This window comes from Sphingopyxis sp., assembly GCF_040216815.1.
Taxonomy (GTDB): domain Bacteria; phylum Pseudomonadota; class Alphaproteobacteria; order Sphingomonadales; family Sphingomonadaceae; genus Sphingopyxis.
Window position 1 is genome coordinate 222,496 of record NZ_JAVJOJ010000004.1, and the last position, 26,327, is coordinate 248,822.

Genomic DNA, 26,327 nt, shown 5'->3' on the forward strand with positions numbered 1-26,327 from the left:
CGCGCCAATGACGCTTGCACAAAGGGCGATGGCATCCCACATGCGCCCCATGCTGATTGAAACCGAATCGACGCCCAATCCCGCGACGCTCAAATTCCTGCCCGGCCGGGCGGTGATGGAGACCGGAACGCGCGACTTCGCGAGTCCCGAAGAGGCCGAAGCCTCGCCGCTCGCCAGCGCGCTCTTTTCGCTGGGCGATGTCACGGGCGTGTTCTTTGGCCGCGATTTCGTTTCGGTGACGATCGCGCCCGGCGCTGAATGGGCCGATGTGAAGCCCGACATCCTCGGCATCGTCATGGACCATTTCCTTGCCGATGTGCCGCTGTTCAACGCTGCGAGCGCGGGCTTTTCGGTGCCCGCCGAGGATGAAGGTTTTGCCGACGATCCCGCCGATGCCGACATCATCGAACAGATCAAGGAGCTGATCGAGACGCGCGTGCGCCCTGCGGTCGCCAATGACGGCGGCGACATCGTTTATCGCGGCTTCGACAAGGGCAATGTGTATCTCAAAATGCAGGGTGCCTGTGCAGGTTGCCCGTCCTCGACCGCGACGCTGAAAAATGGCATCGAGTCGCTCTTGAAACATTATGTGCCCGAGGTAACGGCAGTTCACGCCGTCTGACCCGTCCGTTTCAGGAGACCGAATTATGAGCGAGCCGCTTTCCGACAGCGCTCTCGACCAGCTGTTTCGTACCGCGCGCACCTATAACGGCTATCTCGACAAGCCGGTGTCCGAAGCGCAGTTGCGCGCCATCTGGGACCTGATGAAATTCGGCCCGACCAGCGCCAACTGCCTGCCGGCGCGCATCATCTGGTGCGTGTCCGACGAAGCGAAGGCAAAGCTTGCCGCGCTGGCTATTCCGGGAAACAAGGAAAAGATCGTTGCGGCGCCGGTGACGGCGATCATCGGCATGGACCTTGAATTTTTCGAATATCTTCCAGAACTGTTCCCGCACACCGATGCACGAAGCTGGTTTGCAGGCAATGACGCGCTTGCCGAGACGACCGCCTTTCGTAATTCGAGCCTGCAAGGTGCCTATTTCATCATGGCCGCGCGCGCGCTCGGCCTCGATACCGGGCCGATGTCGGGGTTCGACAATGCGGCGGTCGACGAGGCCTTTTTTGCCGACCAGCCCAAGGTGAAGAGCAATTTCATCTCGACGCTCGGCTATGGCGACCCCGCCACAATCTTCGACCGCAGCCCGCGTCCGGGCTTCGATCGCTTCAACCGCCTTGCCTGACGGGCAAACGCTCGTCATCGATTCCGCCAGCGAGGCCTGCTCGGTTGCGCTGGTCGCGGACGGGCGCGTCGTCGATTATCGGCATGACGTGATCGGGCGCGGCCATGCCGAACGGCTGGTGCCTTTGGTCGCAGAGCTGGCGGGCGGCGGTCGTGCCGACGCGATCGCAGTCGGGTGCGGCCCCGGCAGCTTTGCCGGTGTGCGGATCGGCGTCGCCGCGGCGCGCGCGCTCGCGCTCGGCTGGCAGGTGCCGGTGCAGGGCTTTTCGACGCTCGCGCTCGTCGCCGCCACCGCCGCCGATGCGGTTGCCGAAGCGGGCGGGGCGCTCGTCGTGATGGAGGGGGGGCACGGGCAATGGTTCGTCCAGCCCTTTGCCGCCGACTTGTCGCCGCGCGCCGAGGTTCGCTCGCTCCTTCCCGATGCGGCGATCATGCTCGACGATATTCTGGTGATCGGCAACCGCGCCGAAGCCTTTGTCGAGCGCCGCGGGCCGGGCCGGGCGCTGGCCGTTCTGCCCGACGCGCGCGCCTTTCTGCGCTTGCCGCGCGCGGCGCTCGGCGACCGGCCGAGCCCGATCTATGGCCGCGCCCCCGATGCCAAGCCGATGCGGGCCGTATGACCGGCGCGATCCGCATCGCCACCGCACGCGTCGGGGACGTCGGCGCCGTGATGCGCGTGATGGAGGCGGCGTTCGATCCCGCCTATGGCGAGGCGTGGAGCGCGGCGCAGCTGCTGACGCTGTTCGCGCTGCCTTCGGCGCGCGTCGCGATCGCGTGGGACGGCGACCGCGCCTGCGGCTTTTCGGCGGCGCGGATGGCGGGGCCCGAAAGCGAACTTCTGTTGCTGGCGGTTGACCCGGCGAATCGCGGACGCGGGATCGGCAGGTTGCTGCTCGCCGATTGGCAGCTGTGGGCGACAGGGCAAGGCGCCGAAGACTATTTTCTTGAAATGCGGGCCGACAACGACGCGATTCATCTTTATACGCGCGCGGGTTTTTCGGAGTGCGGCCGTCGCGCTGCTTATTATCGGGGCCAGGATGGCGCGATGCGCGATGCAATTACGATGCGCCGTTCGGAACGCCACAGCGTGACCGACTGATCGGTCATTGCGAATTTGCTGTCAAAGTGGCAGTGGTTGGGTGGGTAAAAGAATTGATGCAATAAGTGCCCGACCAACTTCTGGGAAGCAAAACAAGGAATAGTCTCATGTCCGATCAAGCCGACACCAACGAAATGCTGGTTACGCTGACTGCCGACATTGTTGCTGCGCATGTCAGCAACAACAGCGTCGCGATTTCCGACCTTTCTCTACTTATCAATAATGTGCACGCGGCGCTTTCGGGCCTGGGTGACACCCCTGCGGTCGAGGAAAAGCCCGTGCCTGCGGTGTCGGTGCGCGCATCGGTCAAGCCGGATTATATCGTGTGCCTGGAGGACGGCAAAAAGCTGAAGATGCTCCGCCGCCACCTGATGACGCATTATGGCATGACCCCCGACGATTATCGGGCGAAATGGGGCCTTCCCGCCGACTATCCGATGGTGGCGCCCAATTATGCCGAAAAACGCCGCGCCTTGGCAAAGGAAATCGGCCTCGGGACCAAGGGGCGCGGCGGCGGCCGCCGGCGCAAGTCCAAGTCGTAACAGGCCGTTTCTGGCGGGTTGAAAGGGCGGCGCCGCCGGGGCGCCGCCCTTGTTCTATGGGCGGCGCGTGCCTATACAGTGGGCAAGCAAGACAGACACGACTGCATCGGCAGGAAAGGCAAGCATGTCCGGCAATATCGATCTTGAAGCGCTGTGCCACGAAAAGGGTCTGCGCATCACCGAACAGCGCCGCATCATCGCGCGTGTCATTTCGGAATCGGAAGATCATCCCGACGTCGAGACGCTTTATGACCGCGCCTCGAAAATCGACAGTGGCATCTCGATCGCGACCGTCTATCGCACGGTCCGCCTGTTCGAAGAGGCGGGCATCCTCGACCGGCACGATTTCGGCGACGGACGCTCGCGCTACGAAGCCGCGCCGGAGGCGCATCACGATCATCTGATCGACGTCGAAACGGGCAGGGTGATCGAATTTGTCGATCCCGAACTCGAAGCGTTGCAGAAGGTGATCGCCGAACGGCTGGGCTTCCGTCTCGTCGATCACCGCATGGAGCTTTACGGTGTCGCCATCGATCGCAAGCGCGACTGATCGCACCACGATCACGTGGCGGACGGTCGTTCGCCTGGCGCTGATGGCGCTGACGCTGCTTTTCCTGCTCGTCCCGCACCTTGTCTATCGCGCCATCGGGCGCCCCTCGCCGATGGTGATGGCCTTCCTCAACGCCGCGGGGTGGATCGCCGGGCTGCGGATCCGCACGACCGGCACACGGCTGCGGCGCGACGTGCTGTTCGTGTCGAACCATGTCAGCTGGCTCGACATACTGGCACTCGGCGGCGCGGCGCGATCGGCCTTTGTGTCGAAGGCGGAGGTCGGGACGGCGCCGCTCGTCGGCTGGCTCGCCGATCAGAATCACACCATCTATGTCCAGCGCGAGGCGCGGCGCGAGATTCATAACCAGACGAACGAATTGCGCGGCGCGCTGGCGCGCGGGCGCCCGGTGACGCTGTTCCCCGAAGGCACGACGGGGCCGGGCGACGGGTTGCTGCCTTTCCGGCCGTCACTGTTCCAGGCGGTGATCCCGACGCCGCCGCGGCTGCGCATCCAGCCCGTGTTCCTCGACTATGGGGCAGAGGCGAGCGACATCGCATGGCTCGACCCCGAATCGGGGCTCGACAATTTCAAGCGGCTGCTAGCGCGCAAGCGCCCGGTGCATTTGACGATCCATTATCTCGACCCGCTGCCCGACGCGGTCGAGGCCGATCGCAAGCTGCTCGCGGAGGCGGCGCGAGCCGCGATTGCCGCCGAAATCGCGCTCTCTTCCGCCGCGCCGCCGCTTCGCCTATAGCGCGCCGATGAAATCCGACTCCCCCCGAACCTTTCGCGTCAAATCCTTCGGCTGCCAGAACGTCTACGACGGCGAACGCATGGCAGAGATGCTGGGCGTGCAGGGTTATGTTCCCGCGGCCGAGGGTGCCGACGCCGACCTGGTCGTGCTCAACACCTGTCACATCCGCGAAAAGGCGGCCGAGAAGGTCTATTCGGATATCGGCCGCCTGAAGCGCGCCGACGGCAGCACGCCAACGATTGCCGTGGCTGGCTGTGTTGCGCAGGCCGAGGGCGCCGAAATCGCGCGCCGCGCGCCGAGCGTCGACGTCGTTGTCGGCCCCCAGGCCTATCACCGCCTGCCCGACCTGATCGCGCGCGCCGAACGCGGCGAGAAGGCAGTCGACCTCGACATGCCGATCGAGAGCAAGTTCGGCGCGTTGCCCAAACGCGCGAGTGGCCAGCGCCCGACCGCCTTTCTGACCGTGCAGGAAGGCTGCGACAAATTTTGCACCTATTGCGTCGTGCCCTATACGCGCGGCGCCGAGATCAGCCGACCCTTCGCCGACCTAGTCGCCGAGGCGCGTGCGCTGGTCGAGGGCGGGGTGCGCGAGATCACCTTGCTCGGCCAGAATGTGAACGCCTGGCGCGGCGAGGACGACAAGGGCAGGGCGATCGGGCTCGACGGCCTGATCCGCGAACTGGCGAAAGAGGATGGGCTCGAACGCATCCGCTATACGACCAGCCACCCCAACGACATGACCAACGGGCTGATCGCCGCGCATGGCGAGGTCGAAAAACTGATGCCGTTCCTCCACCTGCCGGTACAGGCGGGAAGCGACCGCATCCTCGCGGCGATGAACCGCAGCCACAGCGTCGAGAGTTATCTGCGCATTATCGAACGCGTCCGCGAAGCGCGCCCCGACATTGCGATTTCGGGCGACTTCATCGTCGGCTTCCCCGGCGAGAGCGATGCGGATTTCGAAGCGACGCTCGATATCGTCCGCGCGACCCATTATGCGATGGCGTACAGCTTCAAATACTCCCGCCGCCCCGGCACGCCCGCCGCGACGATGGCGGAGCAGGTCGACGAGGCCGTGATGAACGAGCGACTTCAGCGACTCCAGGCATTGCTCAACGAACAGCAGCAGGCGTTCAACGAGGCGAGTGTCGGCCGGACCACGCGCTTGCTCCTCGAACGCAAGGGCAAGCTCGAAGGACAGCTCATCGGCAAGTCGCCATGGCTTCAGTCGGTGCATGTCGTCGCGCCGGGTCTCGCTATCGGTGACATGATCGACGTGCGCATCACCTCGGCGGGACCGAACAGTCTCGCCGCCGAGGCGCTGATGGAAGCGCTGTCCTGATGCCGGTTTGGAGTTTGTGTGTCCCCGCGAAGGCGGGGACCCATCTCCGTCCCCCGAATTTCGAGAGCATCGGTGATGGACTCCCGCCTTCGCGGGAGTACACAGGATATATTACCAGTTAGGAGTCCTGCCCACGTGTCCAAACGCCCGATGACCGCCGCTGCCCCCGCCGAACCCGGCGATCGCGTTCGACTGACGGCCGAATTTGAACGGACACAATTGCTGGGCATCCTCTTTGGCGAATTCGACCGCAACCTTGTCGCAATCGAGAACCGCCTTGGCGTCTATATCTCGGCGCGCGGTAACCGCGTGCAGATCGAGGGGGAGGCCGAGGCCGCGGCGCGCGCGCGCGATGTGCTCACCGACCTTTATGACCGTATCGAAAAGGGGCAGGAGGTCGACGCGGGCATGGTCGACGGCGTGATCGCGATGTCGGCGCAGCCGACGCTCGACGGCATCATCCGTCACGACGCGAGCGAAGCCCCCGCGGTGATGATCCGCACGCGCAAAAAGACCATCGTGCCGCGCGCGCCGTCGCAGGTTCCCTATATGCAGGCGCTCGCGCGCGACGATGTGATTTTCGCGCTGGGCCCCGCGGGCACCGGCAAGACCTATCTCGCGGTCGCGCAGGCGGTGGCGCAGCTCATCACCGGCAGCGTCCAGCGCCTCATCCTGTCGCGTCCCGCGGTCGAGGCGGGCGAGAAGCTCGGCTTCCTTCCCGGCGACATGAAGGAAAAGGTCGATCCCTATCTGCGCCCGCTCTACGACGCGCTGCACGATTGTCTGCCCGCCGAGCAGGTCGAGCGACGGATCGCGAGCGGAGAGATCGAGATTGCGCCGCTGGCCTTCATGCGCGGGCGCACGCTTGCCGACGCGTTCATCATCCTCGACGAGGCGCAGAATACGACGATCCCGCAAATGAAGATGTTTCTGACGCGCTTCGGGATGAACAGCCGCATGGTAATCTGCGGCGATCCCAAGCAGGTCGACCTTCCGGCCCCCGCAACATCGGGGCTCGCCGACGCGGTCGCGCGGCTCGAAGGGCTGGAGGGCATCAATGTCAGCCGCTTCACCAGCGCCGACGTCGTTCGCCATCCGATCGTCGGCCGCATCGTCGAGGCTTATGAGGGGCCGGGGGCCTGATGGGCCATGCTGGTGTTAGGGGTGGCGCGCTGCGATTGGTTTTTCCGTCCCCCCGGTCTTCCGCCGCGATGATGCAGGCGTGACAGGTCAGCTGTACGGCGGGGCCTCCTCGAACTCGGCAAACCAGGGATAGTCGTCCGCGACGCTCGCGGTAAAATTGGGCGCGCGCTTTTCGAGAAAGCTCGTCACCCCCTCGGCGGCGTCTGCGCTGCGCCCGCGTGAGAAGATCGCGCGGCTGTCCCAGCGGTGTGCGCTCATTGGGTGGGCCGCGCCCATCATCCGCCACAGCATGTGGCGGGTCAGCGCGACCGACACCGGCGCGCTGTGCTCGGTCATCTCGCGCGCCTTGGCGATCGCAGCGTCGATCAGCGCGCCTGGCGCGTGGACCGACTGGACGAGACCCTTTTCCTTTGCCTCGGCCGCCGAAATCAGCCGCCCCGAATAGCAAAGGTCGACCGCGTTCGCGATGCCGACGAGACGCGGGAGGAACCAGCTCGACGCTGCTTCGGGCACGATGCCGCGCCGCGCGAAGACGAAGCCGTAGCGGGCGGTTTCGCTGGCGAGCCGCGCGTCCATTGGCAGCGTCATCGTCGCGCCAATGCCGACCGCGGCGCCATTGATCGCGCCGAGCACCGGCTTTTTCGCTTCGAAGATGCGCATCGACACGCGCCCGCCGCTGTCGCGGATCAGCGGATGCGACCAGTTGATCGTGCCGTCGTCGGCGACCGGGCTCGCGGGCATGCCATCGGGCAGCATCGCCAGCTTGTCGCTGCGCTTGTCGTAATCGAAGGTCGCGGCGCCGCCGCCGAGGTCGGCCCCGGCGCAATAGGCCTTGTCGCCGTGCCCGGTAAAAATCACCGCGCGCACCCCATCGTCGGCATCGCATTCGTCGAGCGCGGCGACAATCTCCTGCATCATCTCGCCGGTAAAGGCGTTCATCCGGTCGGGCCGATACAGCGTCAGCAGCGCGATGCCTTCGTGGAGGTCGAGGCGAATCTGGTCGAAGCTCATCCATCTCTCCTTGATTTTGGATCAGCATCGCCAGCTGGGCGCATGATTGCAAGCCCTTTACGTAAACGTAAAGTGGGGCAGCGTCTCGATACGCTCGCTAGACTCGTCGCCAGCGCCTGGCGGAAGCGCTTATGGCGAGGGGTTGGCGGGTGCTTCGGCGGCGGGCGCATCCGTAGCGTCGGCGGAATCGTCTCGTACGGTTTCGGGCGCAGTGGTGCACAGGCCGAGATTCTCGAAATAACTATATGCCGCCTTTGCATCGCCGGTCAGCGCGCGCGCCAGCAGCCGCTCGGCCGTGTCGGCGTCATCGCGCGCGGCGGGATGATCGCTATCTTCATCGCGGAAAAAGTCGACCGCATTTAACGCGGGATGGAGTTGTAATTGCGAAATGAGGATGTCTTCTACGGCCTCCGGGAAGATGAACTTCTCCAGAGCATCGGCGTGCACCTGCCAGCGAGCGCGGCAACGCGCGGCGTCCTTCATGGTGTAAACCATCGGCGAGCGCCGCTCGCCAATGGCAAAGGCGGCGATAGCGGCTTCCCAATCCGGTCCCGCCGCCTCGCCGGTACTCGCCGTCGCTCCGGCAAGCGTTGCGGCAGCGGCGATCGCCCCGACGCTAAAGCCGACCAACACGACCGGACTTCTCATTCTTGCCATCGCAAGCTCCTCAAACCGACTTGTAGACCGCGTAAATGGACTGGTGCCATGCGATCAGCGACGCAGGGACCGAGATCAACCCATATTGCCACGAGATGTCGGCCCACCCGTTCTGAAATTCAAAGAAGAAAAACTCGAGCCAGATCACAATCAATTGCACGCTGACGAAGAACAGGATGAGCGATTGTATGAGCCCCAGCCTCAGCATCGCAACGATCGCGAGCAGGAGCATCCCCCCCGCCAGCGCCACGACAAGCGCAACACCAAAAGTCAGCGCGGCAATCGCCACGGTTTCAAGCCCGACCATACGCGCCGCTACGGCCACCAACGCCGCGTGAGCAACGCCCGCAAAGATTGCGGTCATGGCTGCCGCGGGGACAAGACGCCCGAAATATAACTTCAACCGCTGTATCATTTGACCGTCATCCGCGTGCGGGCGCTCAGGGCCGGAACGGGACCGCTCACCGCCGCGGGGGCCGCGCCGGTGAGCCGGGCCGTTGCTCAAGATGCGGCGAGCAATTCGTCATAGGCCAAGCAGGCCTGCTCGATGCCGAAGCTGCCGTCAGCCGTGCCTTGCTGAACCTTCGCCTGAATATCCTGCATCTTGGTGGCCATTTCCTGCATCGCCTGCGGGTCGCTTGCCATGCCTTTCATCTTTTCGCCAAGCTCAGTCGCCTTGGCCATCATGGTTTCCTCTGTGCACGGCGCGCTCGCCGCCGCGGAGGCCGCTTCAGCCGTCTTGTCGGGTGCAGCACCCTCTGTCGTTTCGGTGCCGCCGCTACAGGCGGCGATCAAAAAAATGCTCGCGATCAAGGCGGCTTTGCCCATCATATTTTTCATAAACTCTTCTTCCATTCGCTTGGACATTTGCCGGGATCGGCGATCCGTTCGCAAATTCCACGTAAGTATCTGTTTGTTTACGGAATACGCACCAGCGCCATCTCCGACTCTTTGCTTGTTTCCCCCTGTCGATAGGCTTCCCCTCGAATAACCTGTCCCATGTCCGCAAGATCGAAGCTCAACCGATGCTGATGGCTTTGATCGGAGCTGTTCAAATTGGTGGCATCGTGAAAATCGAAGCTGATGCGGTTTTCATCGCCGCCGCTTTCCATCCTCAGGCGGGGCTGATTGCCCTGAGGGCAATAATGGGTCGCCATCAGCGTTGGCCCGTCCCGATGATAGATGGTCAGCGAATGGGTTTTGTCGCGATGAACCCATCGTTCGACCAGGACAGAGTCGTTGGCTGTCAACTCGAAGTCGATTCGAAATGCTATTCCATCGCTTCCGGCGCGCTTCCAGCTTCCGGCAAGTGCGGAAAGTTTTGAAAATGCGGCTTCGGACTCCAGCGGTTCGCCCGCACCTGCCGGCGTACCCGACAGAGCCACGAAAAGCGCGAGGACCGCCCCTACCATTTTCGCACGCCGCACTATATTCTCCCAGCGTCGTCCCGATCCACTATATGAGAAATCTATCATAATAGAAAATGATGTGCAATGACGGATTCGGTAAAATACAGGGGCGCTGAACAGGAAGCCGATGGCCTGGGCCAAAGAGCCAAGGCCTTGAGGTTGGCACGGAATCTGACGCTCGACGCGCTTAGCCGCCAGTGCGGCGTGTCGCGTGCGTCGCTGTCGAAGATTGAGCGCGGCGAGATGTCGCCAACCTATGAAACCTTGCGAAAGCTTGCGAACGGGTTGGATGTTGCCCTCACGACTCTGGTGGTGAAAACCAACCCCATTCGCGACGATGACATTCAGATCGTCCGTTCGGGCGAAGGCAAGCGATATGGGAATCCGCTCTACGGCTACGAACTGCTCTCCGGCTCGCCCGATGTCCTCGGCCAGACCATCTACATCAGCGAAATCGCCGCGCAGGACATTGATGCGTTCCCCGAGAAACACTCGCACGACACGATCGACTTCTTCTACGTCCTCGAAGGCAGAATATCCGCTCATTTCGAAGGGCGTGAGGTATTTGAGCTGGCAGCCGGGGACAGCCTGACATTCGATGGTCGACGGCCGCACGCCTTTGTGAAGGGTGGAACGGCGACGACTAATCCGAAAGTGATCTGGGTTTCGCGCCCTCAGTAGCTGGCGATGGACCGGATCGTGTTGCCGGGGATGACGCGCCCTCGCTTTGTCGCTATAGGCGCGCGGACCGCCCCGGCGCCGCGCCTCGTCCTGAGTCGTCTGGCCGGGGCCATTCATTTGGTTCCAACAGAAAGTTGACCGCCATGGCCCGTCGCCGCCAGATTTACGAAGGCAAAGCCAAGATCCTGTACGAAGGCCCCGAACCGGGCACGCTCATCCAATATTTCAAGGATGACGCGACCGCCTTCAACGCGCAAAAGCGCGGGACGATCAATGGCAAGGGCGTGCTCAACAACCGGATTTCGGAGCATGTCTTCACCCTGCTCGGCAATATCGGTGTGCCCACGCACTTCATCCGCCGCCTCAACATGCGCGAACAGCTGGTTCGGCAGGTCGAGATCGTGCCGATCGAGGTGATCGTGCGCAATGTCGCCGCGGGCACGCTGTCGAAGCGGCTGGGGATCGAGGAGGGGACGCAGCTCCCCCGCACACTGATCGAATATTGCTACAAGGACGATGCGCTCGGCGATCCGCTCGTCGCCGAGGAGCATATCGCCTGCTTCAACTGGTGCAGCCAGGACGAGCTTCACGACATTCAGGACATGGCGATCCGCATCAACGACTTCATGTCGGGCATGTTCGCGGCGGTCGGCATCCGCCTCGTCGACTTCAAGCTTGAGTTCGGGCGGCTTTACGAAGGCGATTTCAGCCGCATCATCCTCGCCGACGAGATCAGCCCCGACGGCTGCCGCCTGTGGGACATGACGACGAACGAAAAGCTCGACAAGGACCGCTTCCGCCGCGACCTCGGCGGCGAGGTGGAAGCCTATCAGGAAGTCGCGCGCCGCCTTGGCCTGCTGCCCGAAGGCGGCGACAATGCCGTGCTCGACCTCGAAAGCCATCGCAAGAAGAAGGGCTGAACCTTCCTTATCCGTCATCCCGGCGAAAGCCGGGATCTCACCCGATGGGGTTGCAGAACCGGCGAGATCCCGGCCTTCGCCGGGATGACGATAGGAATATGTTCACAATCGGTGCCAAGCCCGCCGCCTTGACGTTGACGCAATGATCGCCAGAACGGGGCGCATGACCAACCCCATCTTCCGGCGCGCCGCCATTACGCTGTCGCCCTTCGCCTTGCTTGCCGTCTGCGCGCCGCCGCTGCTTGCCAAGGAGGCCGAACGGCCTGCCGCGGAGGCGTCCGTCAACCCCCAAAGCGATGCCGCAAAGGCATGGAATTTTGCGAATAGCGATGTTCCTGTCGATCCGAACATCGTCTTCGGCGTCCTGCCGAACGGAATGAAATATGCGCTGCTGAAGAACAGCACACCCAAGGACAGCGTCGTGTTGCGAATGCGGTTCGACGTCGGCAGCTTTGCCGAGGCGGAGGACCAGCGCGGCCTCGCCCATTTCCTCGAACATATGGCGTTCAACGGCTCGAAGGGCGTACCCGAGGGCGAGATGATCAAGCTGCTCGAACGCAAGGGACTCGCCTTTGGCGCCGACACCAATGCATCGACGGGGTTCGATGAGACGATCTACAAGCTCGACCTGCCGAATGCCTCGGACGATCTTATCGACACCGGGCTGATGCTGATGCGCGAAACGGCGAGCGAGCTCACGCTTGATCCGGCCGCGGTCGATCGCGAACGCGGAATCATCCTGTCCGAACGGCGCGCACGCGACACCTATCAGCTCCGCAACCTCGTCGACCAGCTCGATTTCCAGATGCAGGGAATGACCGTTGCCAATCGCCTGCCGATCGGCACCGCAGAGGTCATTCGCACCGCCCCCGCGTCGCGCCTTCGCGACCTGTACGACCGTTATTACCGGCCCGAACGGGCGACGCTGGTGATGGTCGGCGATTTCGACCCGGTAGCGGTCGAGGCGAAGATCAAGGCGCGCTTTTCGGACTGGGCCGGACGCGGTCCCGCGGGGGAAGATCCCGACATCGGCGATGTCGATTATGATCGCGCCGCCGCGGCCGACGATTTCGTCGATCCCGCCATCCAGGATTCGGTGACGATCGCGGCCTTCCGTCCGTGGGTCGACGAACCCGACACCAGGGCCAAACGCGCGCGCCTGCTCGCCGAAAATATCGGCGAAGCCATCGTCAGCCGCCGCCTCGCCAAGATCGCGCTCGACGAGGATTCGCCGATCCTCGGTGGTTCCTTGTCCGACGCCAATGGCTGGAAGGTCTTTGACCAGGTGACGATCGGAGCGGTGGCCAAGGAAGGCGCGTGGCAGCAGGCGCTGGCGCTTGTCGAGCAGGAACGGCGCCGCGCGATCGAGCATGGATTCACCGAGGCCGAGGTCGCCGAACAGCTCGCCAACCGCCGCACGGCGCTGCGCAACGCGGCCGCCGGGGCGACGACAAGGCGCAGCGAAACACTCGCCGACGCGCTCGTCGTGGCGGCGAAGGGAGAGGCAGTGTTTACGCGCCCCGAAACCGCGCTCCAAATGTTCGAGGCGGCGGCACCTTCGCTCGACGCCGCCGCCGTCACCGCTGCCTTTCGCAAGCGGATGGCGGGGTTGAGCGCGCCGCTCGTCCGTGTCACGGCCAAGGCACCGATCGCAGGCGGCATCGACGCCATTCTGTCCAGCCTGCGCGCTTCGGCGAAAGTCGCCGTTGCGCCGCCCGCCGAAAGCGCGAGCGTCGCCTTCGCCTATAATGATTTCGGCTCGCCCGGCACCGTCGTCGCCGACGATCGCATCGAGGATCTGGGCATTCGGCGCATCCGCTTTGCCAATAATGTCATGCTCAACATCAAGGCGACCGATTTTCAGAAGGATCGCGTCATGCTCTCGCTGCGCGTCGACGGCGGGACGCTGCTCGCAACGCGCGACGACCCGACGCGCGTTGCGCTCGCCAACTCGTTCATGCTCGGCGGGCTTGAAGCGCATAGCGTCGACGATCTGCGCAGCGTGCTGGCGGGCCGGACCGTCAGCCCGTCCTTCGGCGCCGGGGTCGACGCGTTCGGCGGCTCGGCGACAACGTCACCCGAGGATTTCGCGCTTCAGGCCAAACGGCTCGCGGCCTATCTGACGCACCCCGGCTATCGCGCCGACGGGCTCGCGCTCATCCGCCGTGTGCTGCCGCAGCAATATGCCGCGAACGATGCCACGCCCGCGGCGGTGATCGCGCGCGACGCCGGGGGCATCCTGGCCAACGACGATCCGCGTGCCCAAACGCCGCCGCTCGACAAGCTGATGGCGCTCGACTGGACCCAGCTCAAACCCGTCATCGCCGACAGCCTGGCGCATGGCGCGATCGAGATCGGCGTCGTTGGCGACATCGACGAGCAGGCGGTGATCGACGCCATCGCGGCGACCTTTGGCGCGCTGCCCGCGCGCCGCGCTGCCTTCGATCCCCGCACCGACGCGCGCATTCGCGAATTTGCCGCCGACCGTCGAGAGCGCACGCTGGTCCACAAGGGGCCTGCCGAACAGGCCGAGCTGCGCGTCTATTGGCCGGCGCGCGACGACAGCGACCTCGCGGAAGCGATGCGGCTCAACCTGCTCGCGCGCGTCATGCGCCTCAAGCTGACCGAGGAACTGCGCGAGCGACTGGGCGAAAGCTATAGCCCCGGCGCCGCCGCCAGCCTGTCGGACGAGTTTCCAGGCTATGGGCATCTTTTTGCCGCAAGCAATGTCGATCACAAGCATCTGGCGACGACCCGCGCGGCGATCTTTGCGATCGCCAGGGAACTCCGCGATGCGCCCGTCGACACCGACCTTCTCGACCGGGCCCGGCGCCCGCTTGTCGAGGCAATGACCAAGGCGCGGCGCGAGAATAGCTATTGGCTGAACTATGTCGCCGAAGCGACGAGTGAGGCCGACCGGCTCGACCGCAGCCGCAACGGCATTGCCGAGGTCGAAGCCGCGACCCCCGCGGAGTTGCAGGCGCTGGCGCAGCACTATCTGACCGATGACAAGGCGCTCGTCATCAAGGCGGTGAGCGACAAGGCGGCTACATCTTTATTATAGCTGATTCGGATTTGCCATTTAGAGCGTTTTTCGACCATTTCGGATCGGCGTAACGGAGCTGACCCTAAATGGTCGAAAACCGCTCCAAGGCTTTGTAGAAGGCTCGCGTCGGCCGATATGCTTTCGAGACTTTGTTCCCCGTCTTTGAAGACGCCGGTACGCCGACTTCTGGCGGCGTCAATCGCGCGGGGCTCCGCCATCGAACGCGGCCGGGAACGTCGCCAACAGTCTGACCAGCGAGCTCTGGCGCGTGACACCGGTTTTATGAAACAGCGATTTCAACTGCGTGCGCAGCGTCTCGCGCGTGACCCCGCGCTGGGCGGCGATCTCGTCCAGCGAATGGTCCGCAAGAAGCCGTGACGCAAGGTCGGCCTCCATGGCCGACAAGCCATAGACCCCTCGCAGCGCGACTTGCCAATCCGGACTGGGCGTGACGTCCGGGTCGTCGATCCGCAACAGCACTCCGGCATCGCCATCGAAACCCGCGGGTAGGAGGCGCAGGCGATAAGCGCGGCGTCCCGACGGACGCGGGCAAAGCAGCGCGGTGCGTGCGCGCACCGTCCGGTCAATGATCGCGGCGATCGCGGCGCGCAGTTCCGTCTCGATGTTCACCGGCAGGACAAGCCGCCGGTCGCGCAGAAAAATGCCGTCGCGTTTTTCCAACAGGCGTTCGGCGGCAGCGGAGATGGCAACAACCCGCAGGTTGCGGTCAAGGTGCAGGATCGCCTCGCCGCTCTGGTCGACGAGGTTTTGGAGCCTTGCCCCCCGGGCCCGCTCGACAGCGAGCGAGCGGCGCAGCGCAACGACGCGGCGGACATGACCGTAAACCTCATCGAGCCGCCGTTCGTCCTGCGCGGTAAACGCCGCGTCGTCGGCGGCGCGGTGAACCGCCAGCATGACACCCTCGCGTCCCGGCGGCGGGGCGACGCCCAGGCACCGTCCCGTATCATCGCCAGCCTGGCGCATCAGATCGTTATAGAGCGCAGTCCGTTGAAAATCCTCGGGTGGCATCGCCGAGTCCAGAGCGGCAGCACGGCCGAAACGGCCGAGGCGCAGCGACAACGCCGTCCACGGATCGTCGTGCACGAAATGCTGCTCGTAAGTGGTCAGAAACGCCCCATCCCACCAGTTTGCCTTTACCAGTGTCGCGACATTATTCTCCAATAATGTGAGGATGGCGGATCGGGTGCTACACGCTTCGGCGATCCGGTCCGCGAGCCCATCGAAGGCGCGATCGTCTTCGATTGCGGCGTAAATCCCATCGAGATCGATTTTCATCTCCGCCCCTCAACCCGCTCTCTGCACTGATTATCCCGTCGTCCATTTCGCAACAAGCCGCATCCTTCACCCGAACGGGGGAAGCGCGTTTCGACCGACAGGATTATGAACGCGGTGCGGATGACGCGGAAACGGAAGGAACAGCGGATGCTCTTTTGCATGGTCGGCATGGGGGGCGAGCCGTCGGCGGTGCGGCGCATGGCGCTCCTCGCCATGCTGGGCGCCGTTATGTTGGCGCCGGATCATGCGATGGCGGCATTGTCGGCAAATTGTCCCGCGCCAGGTGCCGGGCAGGCACCGCCATCTCCGGGAGCCGGTGTGGCGACAAGGCGTGCGTCGTCCGGCGTGATCGGCGCCCCGAACCCGACCCCGCCTCCGACCACGGCGGCGCAGGATGGATTCGGGAAAAAACTCGACCGCCTCAGGTTGACCTATACCGTGGACAAGGACGGTGATTACAGGATTGTCTTCAATGTAAGGGACACCAAGCGTACCCAACTGCTCTATATTTCGGGTAGAACGCAAAGCTATGATTGCCTCGTCATCCGCGAATTCTTTGCGCCCGCCGCCAAGGTATCGGCATCGGTCGATGGCGCGAAGGCGCTGGAACTGATGGCCCATAGCCACACGCGGAAGATCGGCTCGTGGGAAATCCACAGCAGTCTGCTGATGTTTACCGCCAAGATTCCCGATGTGATTGACGGTGAAGACCTGCGATCGCTGATAAATCTCGTTGTGAACACCACCGACGAGGCGGAGCTGAAACTCACCGGCGCGGATGTCTATTGATCGACGAAGATAGGGGGATTTTATGCGGTGGATCATCTCTTTGCTGGCGATGACGGCACTGGCGTTCTCGAGCGTTGCTCATGCTGGCAAGGAAAAAGGCCCAACCACTGGTGTTCTGGAGGTTGTCCCCGATCAATATGATAATGAATATGGGGCGGTCTTCAGGCTCAACGGATGTATCGTCATCGCTATGGAAAAATATGCAGGATATGACATTTCCAGTGATGATCTTCAGGAGGACAGGAGCAGTTGGTCAGGCGCATGTGCAGCCAATGGCATGGCTGAGGGGAAGGGCGTACTCAAATTATGTGTTTTCAGTGACGGCTTTTTTGATCGCTGCACTGTCGAAGAAGGGATCATGCGCAACGGATTGTTACAGGGGCGGGTACATTACTGGTTTGAACAATATAATGATGACGGTAGTATAATGGGCAACAAATTTGAATCATGGGAAGAATATAATAATGGATGCCCGCTCGATCCTAATAATGAACGCAATAGTTCGCCTTGCGATACCGAACTAGGCCCGAAACTTCAAACCCGCTACCTTACCAGCGCTTCAGGTGGCAGCGTGCGCGCAGTCGCCAGCGCGACCGGCGGGGCGGTTGGGCAGAATCGCGGCAAGGGCGGCAATCCCGACTGGATGTATGACGATGCCGATCACGGCAAATGTATATCGGTCCAGCCCGCGAGGCGGAACACCGGCAGCGGGCTCGCCTATGGGCATTACAAGCTGATCAACAACTGCGCCTATCCGATCAAGATCAGAACCTGCATCACCACCGACCGCGCGGACGGCAGTGAAAGCAATTACGACCTGCATCAGGACGGGGCGAAATGTCCCGGCATGGGCTGGCTCGGCGGCGACATGGATGCGAACGAGGTGCAGAACGGGCGCGAGTGGTTCGAATATAACCGCCTCAAATGGGACATTCAGGTCTGCCGCGAAGGCTGGAGCTTCGTCGGACGGGACGGCGTAACCTACCCCGGCCCATTGCTCGGCGAAGAATATGGCTGCAGAATGCGCAGGCCGAGTGAATGAGCTTTGGGGCTGGTCTGCCTTGGAAAAGCTGGTCCAATTCTGGAGAGAGCCGATTGGGGCGAGAGCATCGGAGAAAGCTACAGGACGTCAGCAATCCTGCGAGAGACGCAAACGCGGCTCGGCGCCTCAAGCGACATCCGTTCGTCGTCGGCAAGATCGTCCCGCATCCCGGCGAGCAGCGCGTTGAGTTTCACGCCACGCTCCACGGCTTGCTCATGGGCATTCTCGACTTTGCCAACGACCGGCCGCAAACCGGGGAGCGCCGAGTTATAACATCGGTGTCGTCGGGTTCGCCGGGATGACGACAAAATAATGGATTGGCAGCGGCCCGCTTGCTGACCCGACGCTTCCTATTTGCTGGCCCCGCCGAGGCTCCATATCCCCGCACCACGCGTCGCGATGAACAGAAAGATGAAGCAGTAAAGCGCGATCGTTTCGCCGCCATTGGCGATCGGATAGAGGCCCTGGCTGCCGTGTTGGGCCCAATAGCCGACCGCCGACATGCCGCTCGCGATGAAGGCTGCGGGGCGCGTGAACAGGCCGATGACGATCAGCGCGCCGGCGACGATCTCGATCGTTCCCGCGGCATAGAGCATCGGGTTCAGCGGATAGGGGAAGGCCACTGGAAAATTGAAGAATTTCTGGACGCCGTGCGCGAGGAACAGGAGCCCGGACACGATCCGCAGCAACGCATAAGCCTGTTCGCCATATCTATCGAGAAAGTTCATGACACGCCCCTCTCATCGTGGTGGAGCGCCGAAACTAACCGATTTGACGATGCGCGCGAAATTTTTTTGGCGCGCCATGTCACAGCTTGCCATCTTGTCTCGTCATGTTCTGGCAACCCCTTTGCAGCAATCCCCTTGCAGGAGCCAATGAGATGACCAAGCCGATCGACCCCTTCGCCGCCGCACCGCACCTGATGAAACAATGGATGGGCGCTTCGCTCGAAATCGAGAAGGGGCTGGAAAAAAGCCTGATCGAACTCGTCAAGATCCGCGCGTCGATCCTCAACGGCTGCGCCAATTGCATCAACATGCACACCGCCGACGCGCGTTCGCTGGGCGAAAGCGAACAGCGCATCTACCTGCTCGCCGCCTGGCACGAAGCGCCCGTCTACACCGACCGCGAACGCGCCGCGCTTGCGTGGACGGACGCCTTGACCACCTTGTCGCAGGGCCACACACAAAAGGCCGCGAAAGAGGCGCTCGAAGCGCATTTCACGCTGGAGGAACAGGTGAATCTGACCCTGATGATCAATATCATCAACGGCTGGAACCGGATCGCGGTCGGTTTCGACCTGTGGTACGAAACGCCGGCGACCCAGGCGGCCTGATGGCGGCGAGCGGTCCCACGGATGCGGCAGACGCGGCGGGTCTGTTCGACCCGCTGCGTCCGATGCTCACGCGCGTCGCATACCGGATGCTGGGGTCGGTCGCCGATGCCGAGGATGTCGTGCAGGACGCCTTTCTCCGCTGGGTCGGGACCGATCGCGATGCGGTGCGCGAGCCTGCGGCCTTTCTCCGCCGCACCGTGACGCGGCTGTGCCTCGATCAGCTCAAATCGGCGCGCAGGCAGCGCGAAACCTATATCGGCCCCTGGCTTCCCGACCCGATGGTCGAGGAGGAGGAAGCGGACGACGTCACCTTGCCATTGATGCTCGCGCTCGAACGGCTCTCCCCCTTGGAGCGCGCCGCTTTCCTCCTCCACGACGTGTTCGGTGTGGGGTTCGACGAAGTCGCAGCGACGATCGGGCGCGACCCTGCTGCAACACGCCAGCTCGCCGCGCGTGCCCGCGCGCACGTCCGCGAAGCCCGACCGCGCTACAAGCTGGAGAAGGAGCGCGGGCTGGCGATCGCGCACGCCTTTTTCGAGGCGTCGCGCAGCGGCGATATGGAGGCGCTCGGCGCGATGCTCGCCGCCGACGTCGGCATGTGGGCCGACGGTGGCGGCAAACGCCCCGCCGCCGCGGTCCCGATCATCGGCAGGGCGCTGGTGATGAAGGTGCATCGCAGCGTCGCCGTATTGCTGCGCAAATATGGCTCGACGCTCGTTCACACGGGCATGATCAACGGCCTGCCTGGCTTCGTCACCCGCGAAGCCGACGGCGAGTTCCAGACGACGGCGCTGGAAATCGCGAACGACCGGATCATCGGCATCTATGTGATGCGCAATCCCGACAAGCTGAAGCACATGCATTGAGCGACTGGCCGGTTTGGGCCGGAGCTGCTGTTCTTTTCGTGGTCATCCCGGCGAAGGCCGGGGTGACGAGACAGGGGATGACGGGACCGGGAAGGTCCGCTTCCCCCCCCCTGCGCGGACATCTGCGAACCCGAAAAAACTCTGTCCTACTTGACCGTGTGGCGGTAGCGCATGGGCATGACCATTCCGGATAATCCCGCCTACACTCTCGCCCCGCCCGAAACGCGAATTGCGGGTCAAGTTGCGCAGTTTTCTGCCCGTTTTTCCCCGTGGCATTTTCCATGCTGAGCGTCGAAACCCATGCCGCGACGCCGTGGCCCGACGCGCTCGACTGGGACGCACGCGCTGCGGAGGCCGTAGCGGTGGCGCTCGCGATCACGCCCTTTGCCTCGCTCGCCGACGCGGCGCCGCTCGTCGAGGTGGCGGTGCGGCTGACCGACGATGCGGAGGTCCACACGCTGAACCGCGATTTCCGGGGAAAGGACAAGCCGACCAATGTGCTTTCCTTTCCGCAGGTTCAGGCCGACCTGCTCGAAAGCCTTGCGAACAGCGACGACGGTGAAATCCTGCTGGGCGACATCGTGCTCGCACGCGAAACCTGCGCGCGCGAGGCGGAGGAGAAGGGCGTTTCGCTCGTCGATCATGCGACGCACCTGATCGTCCACGGGACGCTCCACCTCGTCGGATACGACCATATGGACGATGTCGCGGCGGCCGCGATGGAGACGCTGGAAGTGAAAGCCCTTGCATCGCTGGGCATCGCCAATCCATATGCGGAACGGGATTAACTTGGGATACGCTGAAAACATGCCCGACGAACAGGGATCTTCGAGCCGATCGGAAGAGGACAGTAGCAGGTCCGGGCTGCTGTCCGGACTGAAAAACCTGTTGTTCGGGGGCGACAAGGAACCGTCGCTGCGCGAACAGATCGAAGAGGTCATCGACGAGGCCGAAGAAGAGGGCGAGGACCGCCGCGGCAGCAACATCGTCGGCGACCTGTCCCCCATCGAGCGCAAGATGCTGCGCAACCTCCTCCATTTCGGCGAACAGACGGTCGACGATGTCGCGGTGCCGCGCGGCGAGATCATCGCGATTCCCGAAACCGCGACGTTTGAGGAGGTGCTCGCCATTTTTGCCGACGCAGGGCACAGCCGCCTGCCAGTCTATCGCGAAAGCCTCGACGAAGTGATCGGGATGATCCACGTCAAGGACGTCTTTGCCGTGCTCGCCGAAAAGCGGCCGCCGCCGCCGTTGCTCGATCTCCTCCGCCAGCCGCTTTATGTTCCGCAATCGATGGGCGTGCTCGACCTGCTCGCCGAAATGCGCGCCAAGCGGACCCATCTTGCGATCGTGATCGACGAATATTCGGGAACCGAGGGATTGTTGACGATCGAGGATCTGGTCGAGGAGATTGTCGGCGAGATCGAGGACGAGCATGACGACGAGCCCGAACCGCTGATCGTCGCGGGCGAGGGCGGCTGCTGGGAGGTCGACGCGCGCGCCGAACTCGACGATCTGGGCGAGGCGGTCGACGCGCGGCTGGCCGAGGTCGAGGAGGATGTCGATACGCTCGGCGGGCTCGCTGCGGTGCTTGCAGGCCATGTGCCGGAGGTCGGCGAAATCCTGGCCCATGCCAGCGGCTGGCGCATCGAGGTGGTCGATGCCGACGAGCGCCGCGTCCATCGTCTGCGGCTGCATCCGCCGGTCGAGGTCGATCTGGAAGCGCCGGCGGATCGCGGCGAGGGCTTCTGACGCAATTGCCTTTGCCGGCCTGAGTGATTAGGCGAGGCGGGATGGAAGTTTCCGATCTTCGCATCGCCCTGTTCAGCGGCAATTACAACATGACGACCGATGGCGCGAACAAGGCGCTCAATCGGCTGGTCGGCTATCTGCTCGCGCAGGGCGCGGCGGTGCGCGTCTACTCGCCGACCGTCGACGATCCCGATTTCGAACCGACCGGCGATCTGGTCAGCGTGCCCTCGATGCCGATTCCCGGCCGCGGCGAATATCGCATTCCGCTGAATTTTTCGGCGAGGGTGCGCAAGGATATTGCCGATTTTGCACCCAATATCGTCCATATCTCCAGCCCCGACCGCGTGTCGCGGCAGGCGGCGGCGTGGGCGCGGCGGCGGCGGCTCCCCGTCGCCTGTTCGGTCCACACGCGTTTCGAAACCTATTTCCGCTATTACAACCTGTCGTTCCTCGAACCGCTGGTCGTCGCCTGGCTGCGCAAACTCTATCGCCGCTGCGATGCGCTGATCGCGCCATCCGAAAGCTTTGCGCAGGTGCTGCGCGACCAGCGGATGAACTATGACATCGGCATCTGGACGCGCGGCGTCGAGCAGGGAATTTTCAACCCCGCGCGCCGCGACATGGGCTGGCGCCGGTCGCTCGGCATCCCGGACGATATGCCTGTCATCGCCTTTCTCGGCCGGTTGGTGATGGAAAAGGGACTCGACGTTTTCGCCGATGCCATCGACGTGCTCCAGCGGCGCGGCGTGGCGCACCGGGTCGCGGTGATCGGCGAGGGGCCGGCTGGCGAATGGTTCGAATCGCGGCTGCCCGATGCGCATTTCGTCGGTTTTCAGGGCGGTGTCGACCTGGCGCGCGCGCTTGCTTCGTGCGATATTTTTTTCAACCCTTCGGTCACGGAAACCTTCGGCAATGTGACGCTGGAAGCCATGGCGTGCGGACTTCCCGTCGTTGCTGCGCGGGCGACGGGCAGCGCCAGTATCGTCAAGCAGGGTCAGACGGGCTATCTGGTCGCGCCGGGGTCGATATCGAGCTTTGCCGACCATCTCCAGCGCTATTGCAACGACGCCGCACACCGTGCCGAGCATGGCGCGGCGGCGGTGCTGGAAAGCGGGTCCTATCAATGGGACGCGATCAATCAGGCGGTCGCGGACACCTATGTGCGCCTGATCCGCCAGAAACAGCGGCACGGGGGCTGAGCGTCCGATGGCGGGCGACTTGTTCGGAGAGGCGACGCCCGCGGCGCAGCCGACCAGCGCGCCCGGTCCCGCGCCGCTCGCCGAGCGTCTGCGCCCCAGAACGCTCGGCGATGTCGTCGGGCAGGAGCATCTGACCGGCGCCGACGGGGCGATCGGGCGCATGGTTGCCGCGGGTCAATTGTCGTCGATCATCCTCTGGGGTCCGCCGGGCACCGGCAAGACGACGATTGCGCGCCTGCTGGCCGAGGCGGTGGGGATGCGCTTCGCGCCGTTGTCGGCAGTGTTTTCGGGCGTCGCCGATCTGCGCCAGGCCTTTGCCGATGCCGAAAAAATGGCCGCGGCGGGCAAGCGGACCTTGCTCTTCGTCGATGAAATTCACCGCTTCAACCGCGCGCAGCAGGACGGCTTTCTGCCCTATGTCGAGCGCGGGACGGTGGTGCTCGTCGGCGCGACGACAGAAAATCCGAGCTTCGCCTTGAATGCCGCGCTGCTCAGCCGCGCGCAGGTGCTGGCGCTGAACCGGCTTGGCGATACCGCGCTCGGCACGCTGGTGGCGCGCGCCGAGGCCGAGATGGGCGCCGACCTGCCCGTCACCGCGGAGGCGCGCGAAGCGCTGATCGCCAGCGCCGACGGCGACGGACGTTTCCTGCTCAACCAGGTCGAAACGCTTTTCTCGGTTGCCATCGAAAAGCCGCTCGATCCCGCGGAGCTGGCGCAATTTCTCCACCGCCGGATGCCGGTCTATGACAAGGACCGCGACGGCCACTACAACCTCATTTCCGCGCTGCATAAGGCGCTTCGCGGCTCCGATCCGCAGGCGGCGCTCTATTGGATGGCGCGGATGCTGGTGGCGGGGGAGGAGCCGCTCTACGTGCTTCGCCGCCTCACGCGCTTCGCCAGCGAGGACATCGGGCTCGCCGACCCGCAGGCGCTGGTGCAATGTCTGGCGGCCAAGGATGCCTTTCAGTTTCTCGGCTCGCCCGAAGGCGAACTCGCGATCGTGCAGGCATGCCTCTACCTTGCCACCGCGCCCAAATCGAACGCCGCCTATGCCGCGCAAAAGGCGGCGTGGTCCGCGGCGCGCGAGACGGGCAGCCTTGCGCCGCCCGCGAATATCCTGAACGCGCCGACGAAGCTGATGAAGGATCTGGGATATGGCGCGGGCTACAGCTATGATCACGACGCCCCCGACGGCTTTTCGGGTGACAATTATTGGCCCGACGGCATGGCGCCGGGCGACTATTACCGCCCCGTCGATCGCGGCTTTGAAAAGCGGATCGCGGAGCGCATGGCGTGGTGGGACGAAAGGCGCCGTGCAAAGGACTGATGCCCGCCGGGCGTTGACGTGCCTTCACATCCAGCCCATGCAATCCAAGGGGCGCGACACGGAAGTCGGCGCCGCGACCTTGGAAGATCGAGCAGAACCGCTAATGATGCCGAGATTCGACAGCTGGGACGATGTCGTCGCCTTTGCGTGCGCACTGCCCGATGTCGAAATGCTACCCTTTTACGGTACCCCCTGTCCCAAGCTCAACGGCAGGGCGCTCGCATCGCCGGGGCGCGAGCCCGGCAGCTTTGTGGCGATGTGCAAACCGCATGAAAAGGAAATGCTGCTTGAAACCGATCCCGACACCTTCTGGCAGACGGCCCATTACGAAGCTTGGCACGCGATCCTCATCCGCTTCGGGTCGCACGATCCCGAACGCGTCGCCGATGTCCTCCGCCGCGCCTGGTGGGATCGGGCAAAAAAAGCGCAGCGGCAGGCGTTCGGCGATCGGCCCTGACATGCTGCGGATCGCCGCTGCCCTGTCCGTCATCGTCGCGGCGCCATCCGCCGCACAGGCCCCGACGCCCCAAGCCGAGCTTCATCGCGCCTGGGCGGCGGGTTATCGTGCCGCGTTCGTCTGTTCTTCCCTATGGAACGGCGCGGGCAAGCCGCTCGACGCGATCGAGCGCGACGAACTCACCGGAATCTATCCCGAGATCGAGGACGATGTCCGCGCTTTGAGCGCCGATGTCGACGATGGGGCGAAGCGGGTCAGCGTTCAATATCGCGACGACATGCCGCCGCGCGTCGCGGTCTGGACCGGCCGCGACGGCTGCGTCACGCTGCCGATCGGGGCGCAGCCGGGTGAGACAGGCGCGGCGCAGGCGCCGCGGCCGAACCTCGACGCGCAGCCCTGGCCCATGGGCGACAGGAAGGCGAGCTGGCCAGGGCTCCAGGAGCGATCGGGGTTCGCCCTGGCCACAAGGGATATGGATCGGTTCGGGGGACGCACCAGTTCACTGCTGATCGTCAAGAACGGTCGCATCGCGCTCGAACGCTATTGGGGCGGACATAACGCCCACACGGCGCAGCGCACCTTTTCGGTCGCGAAGTCGATGGCCGCGACGCTGATCGGACACGCGGTCGCGCAAGGGCGGTTCGACGTCACAAAGCCCGCGATCATCGCCGACTGGCAGACGCCGGGGGACCCGCGCGCCGCGATCACGACCGAGCAACTGCTGCGTATGGCGAGCGGGCTCACCAGCGACAGTGCGGGGAACCGCACCGATGCCATCTATATGGGCGGCGCATCGGTCCGCCAGTGGACGGTGCACTGGCCGCTGCTCCATCCGCCGGGAACGCGCTATCGTTACGCCAACAACGATACGCTGCTCGCGGTGTTGTCGCTGAAGGCCGCACTTGCGAAGGCCGGAACGCCCCTCGATCCCGCTGCCTTTTTCGATCGGCTGGGTATGACGCGCACCTTTGTAGAGCGCGACAAGGAGGGTGACTTCATCCTGTCGAGCCAGGTGTGGACCACCGCGCGCGATCTTGCGCGGTTTGGCCTGCTCTATCAGAACGACGGTGTTTGGCAGGGGCAACGCTTGCTGCCCACCGACTGGCGCCGGTTCGTGACGACGCCCAGCGGACCGCAACCCGATGGCGCGTTCGGCTATGGCGCGGGTTTCTGGCTGCTCGACAAATCGCCGGGGGTTCCCGCCGACGCCTTCGGCGCCTTTGGCAATCGCGGCCAATATGTCGTCGTCATCCCGTCGCGCGCGCTGGTGATCGTGCGACAGGGCTATGACGACGCCGGAACCCGGCTCGACATTGCGAAACTGGTGGCTGCGGTGGTCGCCGCCGACGGCGAGGACCGACGCTATTCGAACGGCGGATAACGCTCGAACGCGGGCAGGTCGTCGAGCCTTTCCATCCAGCCGATGCGTTCGGCGATCTGTATCTGTGCCTGCGCCGGGATCAGGTCGGGATCGTCGAGCGTTGCGGTCTGCACGTCGATCTGGCCGGGGAAGATGGTTTCGTTCGTATAGAAAAGCCCGGTGCCGCAATCGCCGCAGAAATGGCGGCGGCCATGTTCCGACGAGGCATAGATTTTGGGCGTTCCGCTGATCTCGATCTGATCGTTTCCGACCAGCCCCCATCCGACGAGCGGCGCGCCCGAATGACGGCGGCAATCGGTGCAGTGGCAAAGCGCATGATGCTCGACCGCAGTGGACATCGAATAGCGGATCGCGCCGCAATGGCATTGGCCGCTGGCGCGCCTTTCCTTCATGGGGAGCTCCTTCTGGTGATCGAAACAAACTAGTACCGAAGACTGGTGCAATGCAATCACGGGGCGTGCGGGAACGGTAGGTTGATCGACGAG

Annotated in this window: 30 protein-coding genes; 22 read left to right on the plus strand and 8 right to left on the minus strand. The window is 63.8% G+C overall.

Annotated elements, in window-relative coordinates:
• The first annotated feature begins 49 nt into the window (after positions 1-49).
• The 9 genes from RIA72_RS04900 (at position 50) to RIA72_RS04940 (ending at position 6,673) form a co-directional block, all read left to right on the plus strand.
• Positions 50-622, plus strand: a complete 573-nt coding sequence (locus RIA72_RS04900) for a NifU family protein (RefSeq protein WP_350031683.1) — start codon at positions 50-52, stop codon at positions 620-622.
• Positions 623-647: 25 nt separating this feature from the next.
• Positions 648-1,241: a malonic semialdehyde reductase gene (locus RIA72_RS04905; RefSeq protein ID WP_350031204.1), complete on the plus strand. Its 594-nt coding sequence runs from the start codon at positions 648-650 to the stop codon at positions 1,239-1,241.
• Complete coding sequence (tsaB, locus tag RIA72_RS04910; protein WP_350031205.1) at positions 1,234-1,860, plus strand: tRNA (adenosine(37)-N6)-threonylcarbamoyltransferase complex dimerization subunit type 1 TsaB; 627 nt, start codon at positions 1,234-1,236, stop codon at positions 1,858-1,860. The genes RIA72_RS04905 and tsaB overlap by 8 nt, the downstream gene beginning before the upstream one ends.
• Positions 1,857-2,339, plus strand: a complete 483-nt coding sequence (locus RIA72_RS04915) for a GNAT family N-acetyltransferase (RefSeq protein WP_350031206.1) — start codon at positions 1,857-1,859, stop codon at positions 2,337-2,339. The genes tsaB and RIA72_RS04915 overlap by 4 nt, the downstream gene beginning before the upstream one ends.
• Before the next feature lie 107 nt (positions 2,340-2,446).
• Positions 2,447-2,881, plus strand: coding sequence for a Ros/MucR family transcriptional regulator (locus RIA72_RS04920; protein ID WP_350031207.1), 435 nt, complete (start codon positions 2,447-2,449; stop codon positions 2,879-2,881).
• 124 nt (positions 2,882-3,005) lie between these two features.
• Positions 3,006-3,431 (plus strand): Fur family transcriptional regulator, encoded by a 426-nt coding sequence (locus RIA72_RS04925; RefSeq protein ID WP_350031208.1) that lies wholly within the window; start codon positions 3,006-3,008, stop codon positions 3,429-3,431.
• Positions 3,403-4,188 carry a lysophospholipid acyltransferase family protein gene (locus RIA72_RS04930; RefSeq protein ID WP_350031209.1) on the plus strand — a complete coding sequence of 262 codons (786 nt, stop codon included), beginning with the start codon at positions 3,403-3,405 and terminating at the stop codon, positions 4,186-4,188. The genes RIA72_RS04925 and RIA72_RS04930 overlap by 29 nt, the downstream gene beginning before the upstream one ends.
• 7 nt (positions 4,189-4,195) lie before the next feature.
• Positions 4,196-5,530, plus strand: a complete 1,335-nt coding sequence (gene miaB, locus RIA72_RS04935; protein ID WP_350031210.1) for a tRNA (N6-isopentenyl adenosine(37)-C2)-methylthiotransferase MiaB — start codon at positions 4,196-4,198, stop codon at positions 5,528-5,530.
• A 150-nt stretch (positions 5,531-5,680) separates the two neighbouring features.
• Positions 5,681-6,673, plus strand: coding sequence for a PhoH family protein (locus RIA72_RS04940; RefSeq protein WP_350031684.1), 993 nt, complete (start codon positions 5,681-5,683; stop codon positions 6,671-6,673).
• Between the two features lie 87 nt (positions 6,674-6,760).
• On the opposite strand, the gene RIA72_RS04945 is transcribed toward RIA72_RS04940, so the two are convergent.
• The 5 genes from RIA72_RS04945 to RIA72_RS04965 all read right to left on the minus strand — a co-directional run bounded on the left by RIA72_RS04945 (position 6,761) and on the right by RIA72_RS04965 (position 9,768).
• Positions 6,761-7,684: a crotonase/enoyl-CoA hydratase family protein gene (locus RIA72_RS04945; RefSeq protein WP_350031211.1), complete on the minus strand. Its 924-nt coding sequence runs from the start codon at positions 7,682-7,684 to the stop codon at positions 6,761-6,763.
• A gap of 129 nt (positions 7,685-7,813) precedes the next feature.
• Positions 7,814-8,341 (minus strand): hypothetical protein, encoded by a 528-nt coding sequence (locus tag RIA72_RS04950; protein WP_350031212.1) that lies wholly within the window; start codon positions 8,339-8,341, stop codon positions 7,814-7,816.
• Positions 8,342-8,351: 10 nt separating this feature from the next.
• The gene (locus RIA72_RS04955) at positions 8,352-8,705 is read right to left on the minus strand and encodes a hypothetical protein (RefSeq protein WP_350031213.1); all 354 of its coding nucleotides are present in this window, start codon (positions 8,703-8,705) and stop codon (positions 8,352-8,354) included.
• Between the two features lie 137 nt (positions 8,706-8,842).
• On the minus strand, positions 8,843-9,196 hold the full coding sequence (locus RIA72_RS04960; protein ID WP_350031214.1) for a hypothetical protein: 354 nt from the start codon (positions 9,194-9,196) through the stop codon (positions 8,843-8,845).
• Positions 9,197-9,258: 62 nt separating this feature from the next.
• Positions 9,259-9,768 carry a hypothetical protein gene (locus RIA72_RS04965; protein WP_350031215.1) on the minus strand — a complete coding sequence of 170 codons (510 nt, stop codon included), beginning with the start codon at positions 9,766-9,768 and terminating at the stop codon, positions 9,259-9,261.
• 66 nt (positions 9,769-9,834) lie between these two features.
• Between RIA72_RS04965 and RIA72_RS04970 the strand changes: the two genes are divergently transcribed.
• The 3 genes from RIA72_RS04970 to RIA72_RS04980 all read left to right on the plus strand — a co-directional run bounded on the left by RIA72_RS04970 (position 9,835) and on the right by RIA72_RS04980 (position 14,415).
• Entirely contained in the window at positions 9,835-10,431 is a 597-nt protein-coding gene (locus RIA72_RS04970) for a helix-turn-helix domain-containing protein (RefSeq protein ID WP_350031216.1), read from the plus strand.
• Between the two features lie 143 nt (positions 10,432-10,574).
• Entirely contained in the window at positions 10,575-11,351 is a 777-nt protein-coding gene (gene purC / locus RIA72_RS04975; RefSeq protein ID WP_350031217.1) for a phosphoribosylaminoimidazolesuccinocarboxamide synthase, read from the plus strand.
• 163 nt (positions 11,352-11,514) lie between these two features.
• Positions 11,515-14,415 carry a M16 family metallopeptidase gene (locus RIA72_RS04980; RefSeq protein WP_350031218.1) on the plus strand — a complete coding sequence of 967 codons (2,901 nt, stop codon included), beginning with the start codon at positions 11,515-11,517 and terminating at the stop codon, positions 14,413-14,415.
• A gap of 177 nt (positions 14,416-14,592) precedes the next feature.
• Here RIA72_RS04980 and RIA72_RS04985 read toward each other — a convergent pair whose 3' ends face one another.
• Entirely contained in the window at positions 14,593-15,501 is a 909-nt protein-coding gene (locus RIA72_RS04985; RefSeq protein ID WP_350031219.1) for a helix-turn-helix transcriptional regulator, read from the minus strand.
• A gap of 297 nt (positions 15,502-15,798) precedes the next feature.
• Between RIA72_RS04985 and RIA72_RS04990 the strand changes: the two genes are divergently transcribed.
• Positions 15,799-16,482: a hypothetical protein gene (locus RIA72_RS04990; RefSeq protein ID WP_350031220.1), complete on the plus strand. Its 684-nt coding sequence runs from the start codon at positions 15,799-15,801 to the stop codon at positions 16,480-16,482.
• A 22-nt stretch (positions 16,483-16,504) separates the two neighbouring features.
• A complete protein-coding gene (locus RIA72_RS04995; RefSeq protein WP_350031221.1) occupies positions 16,505-17,524 on the plus strand; it encodes a hypothetical protein in 1,020 nt (339 codons plus the stop codon).
• 350 nt (positions 17,525-17,874) lie between these two features.
• On the opposite strand, the gene RIA72_RS05000 is transcribed toward RIA72_RS04995, so the two are convergent.
• Positions 17,875-18,252, minus strand: coding sequence for a DoxX family protein (locus RIA72_RS05000; protein WP_350031222.1), 378 nt, complete (start codon positions 18,250-18,252; stop codon positions 17,875-17,877).
• 152 nt (positions 18,253-18,404) lie between these two features.
• On the opposite strand from RIA72_RS05000, the gene RIA72_RS05005 reads away from it, so the two are divergent.
• The 8 genes from RIA72_RS05005 to RIA72_RS05040 all read left to right on the plus strand — a co-directional run bounded on the left by RIA72_RS05005 (position 18,405) and on the right by RIA72_RS05040 (position 25,842).
• Entirely contained in the window at positions 18,405-18,860 is a 456-nt protein-coding gene (locus RIA72_RS05005) for a carboxymuconolactone decarboxylase family protein (RefSeq protein WP_350031223.1), read from the plus strand.
• Complete coding sequence (locus RIA72_RS05010) at positions 18,860-19,726, plus strand: sigma-70 family RNA polymerase sigma factor (protein ID WP_350031224.1); 867 nt, start codon at positions 18,860-18,862, stop codon at positions 19,724-19,726. Before RIA72_RS05005 ends, RIA72_RS05010 begins: the two co-directional genes overlap by 1 nt.
• A 281-nt stretch (positions 19,727-20,007) precedes the next feature.
• Complete coding sequence (ybeY, locus tag RIA72_RS05015) at positions 20,008-20,514, plus strand: rRNA maturation RNase YbeY (RefSeq protein WP_350031225.1); 507 nt, start codon at positions 20,008-20,010, stop codon at positions 20,512-20,514.
• Between the two features lie 19 nt (positions 20,515-20,533).
• Complete coding sequence (locus tag RIA72_RS05020; RefSeq protein ID WP_350031226.1) at positions 20,534-21,478, plus strand: hemolysin family protein; 945 nt, start codon at positions 20,534-20,536, stop codon at positions 21,476-21,478.
• 41 nt (positions 21,479-21,519) lie between these two features.
• Positions 21,520-22,677, plus strand: coding sequence for a glycosyltransferase family 4 protein (locus RIA72_RS05025; protein WP_350031227.1), 1,158 nt, complete (start codon positions 21,520-21,522; stop codon positions 22,675-22,677).
• A 7-nt stretch (positions 22,678-22,684) separates the two neighbouring features.
• The gene (locus RIA72_RS05030) at positions 22,685-24,004 is read left to right on the plus strand and encodes a replication-associated recombination protein A (RefSeq protein WP_350031228.1); all 1,320 of its coding nucleotides are present in this window, start codon (positions 22,685-22,687) and stop codon (positions 24,002-24,004) included.
• A gap of 103 nt (positions 24,005-24,107) precedes the next feature.
• Positions 24,108-24,461 carry a hypothetical protein gene (locus tag RIA72_RS05035; protein WP_350031229.1) on the plus strand — a complete coding sequence of 118 codons (354 nt, stop codon included), beginning with the start codon at positions 24,108-24,110 and terminating at the stop codon, positions 24,459-24,461.
• Between the two features lies 1 nt (position 24,462).
• Positions 24,463-25,842 carry a serine hydrolase domain-containing protein gene (locus RIA72_RS05040; protein WP_350031230.1) on the plus strand — a complete coding sequence of 460 codons (1,380 nt, stop codon included), beginning with the start codon at positions 24,463-24,465 and terminating at the stop codon, positions 25,840-25,842.
• On the opposite strand, the gene RIA72_RS05045 is transcribed toward RIA72_RS05040, so the two are convergent.
• Positions 25,824-26,234 carry a GFA family protein gene (locus RIA72_RS05045; RefSeq protein ID WP_350031231.1) on the minus strand — a complete coding sequence of 137 codons (411 nt, stop codon included), beginning with the start codon at positions 26,232-26,234 and terminating at the stop codon, positions 25,824-25,826. The genes RIA72_RS05040 and RIA72_RS05045 overlap by 19 nt on opposite strands.
• Positions 26,235-26,327 lie beyond the last annotated feature (93 nt).

Coding starts and splice junctions, on each gene's coding strand:
- RIA72_RS04900 (WP_350031683.1), top strand. CDS start 50: ATGCTGATTGAAACCGAATCGACGCCCAATCCCGCGACGCTCAAATTC.
- RIA72_RS04905 (WP_350031204.1), top strand. CDS start 648: ATGAGCGAGCCGCTTTCCGACAGCGCTCTCGACCAGCTGTTTCGTACC.
- RIA72_RS04915 (WP_350031206.1), top strand. CDS start 1,857: ATGACCGGCGCGATCCGCATCGCCACCGCACGCGTCGGGGACGTCGGC.
- RIA72_RS04920 (WP_350031207.1), top strand. CDS start 2,447: ATGTCCGATCAAGCCGACACCAACGAAATGCTGGTTACGCTGACTGCC.
- RIA72_RS04925 (WP_350031208.1), top strand. CDS start 3,006: ATGTCCGGCAATATCGATCTTGAAGCGCTGTGCCACGAAAAGGGTCTG.
- miaB (WP_350031210.1), top strand. CDS start 4,196: ATGAAATCCGACTCCCCCCGAACCTTTCGCGTCAAATCCTTCGGCTGC.
- RIA72_RS04940 (WP_350031684.1), top strand. CDS start 5,681: ATGACCGCCGCTGCCCCCGCCGAACCCGGCGATCGCGTTCGACTGACG.
- RIA72_RS04945 (WP_350031211.1), bottom strand. CDS start 7,684: ATGAGCTTCGACCAGATTCGCCTCGACCTCCACGAAGGCATCGCGCTG.
- RIA72_RS04950 (WP_350031212.1), bottom strand. CDS start 8,341: ATGGCAAGAATGAGAAGTCCGGTCGTGTTGGTCGGCTTTAGCGTCGGG.
- RIA72_RS04955 (WP_350031213.1), bottom strand. CDS start 8,705: ATGACCGCAATCTTTGCGGGCGTTGCTCACGCGGCGTTGGTGGCCGTA.
- RIA72_RS04960 (WP_350031214.1), bottom strand. CDS start 9,196: ATGGAAGAAGAGTTTATGAAAAATATGATGGGCAAAGCCGCCTTGATC.
- RIA72_RS04970 (WP_350031216.1), top strand. CDS start 9,835: ATGACGGATTCGGTAAAATACAGGGGCGCTGAACAGGAAGCCGATGGC.
- purC (WP_350031217.1), top strand. CDS start 10,575: ATGGCCCGTCGCCGCCAGATTTACGAAGGCAAAGCCAAGATCCTGTAC.
- RIA72_RS04980 (WP_350031218.1), top strand. CDS start 11,515: ATGACCAACCCCATCTTCCGGCGCGCCGCCATTACGCTGTCGCCCTTC.
- RIA72_RS04990 (WP_350031220.1), top strand. CDS start 15,799: ATGAACGCGGTGCGGATGACGCGGAAACGGAAGGAACAGCGGATGCTC.
- RIA72_RS04995 (WP_350031221.1), top strand. CDS start 16,505: ATGCGGTGGATCATCTCTTTGCTGGCGATGACGGCACTGGCGTTCTCG.
- RIA72_RS05000 (WP_350031222.1), bottom strand. CDS start 18,252: ATGAACTTTCTCGATAGATATGGCGAACAGGCTTATGCGTTGCTGCGG.
- RIA72_RS05005 (WP_350031223.1), top strand. CDS start 18,405: ATGACCAAGCCGATCGACCCCTTCGCCGCCGCACCGCACCTGATGAAA.
- RIA72_RS05010 (WP_350031224.1), top strand. CDS start 18,860: ATGGCGGCGAGCGGTCCCACGGATGCGGCAGACGCGGCGGGTCTGTTC.
- ybeY (WP_350031225.1), top strand. CDS start 20,008: ATGCTGAGCGTCGAAACCCATGCCGCGACGCCGTGGCCCGACGCGCTC.
- RIA72_RS05020 (WP_350031226.1), top strand. CDS start 20,534: ATGCCCGACGAACAGGGATCTTCGAGCCGATCGGAAGAGGACAGTAGC.
- RIA72_RS05025 (WP_350031227.1), top strand. CDS start 21,520: ATGGAAGTTTCCGATCTTCGCATCGCCCTGTTCAGCGGCAATTACAAC.
- RIA72_RS05030 (WP_350031228.1), top strand. CDS start 22,685: ATGGCGGGCGACTTGTTCGGAGAGGCGACGCCCGCGGCGCAGCCGACC.
- RIA72_RS05035 (WP_350031229.1), top strand. CDS start 24,108: ATGATGCCGAGATTCGACAGCTGGGACGATGTCGTCGCCTTTGCGTGC.
- RIA72_RS05040 (WP_350031230.1), top strand. CDS start 24,463: ATGCTGCGGATCGCCGCTGCCCTGTCCGTCATCGTCGCGGCGCCATCC.
- RIA72_RS05045 (WP_350031231.1), bottom strand. CDS start 26,234: ATGAAGGAAAGGCGCGCCAGCGGCCAATGCCATTGCGGCGCGATCCGC.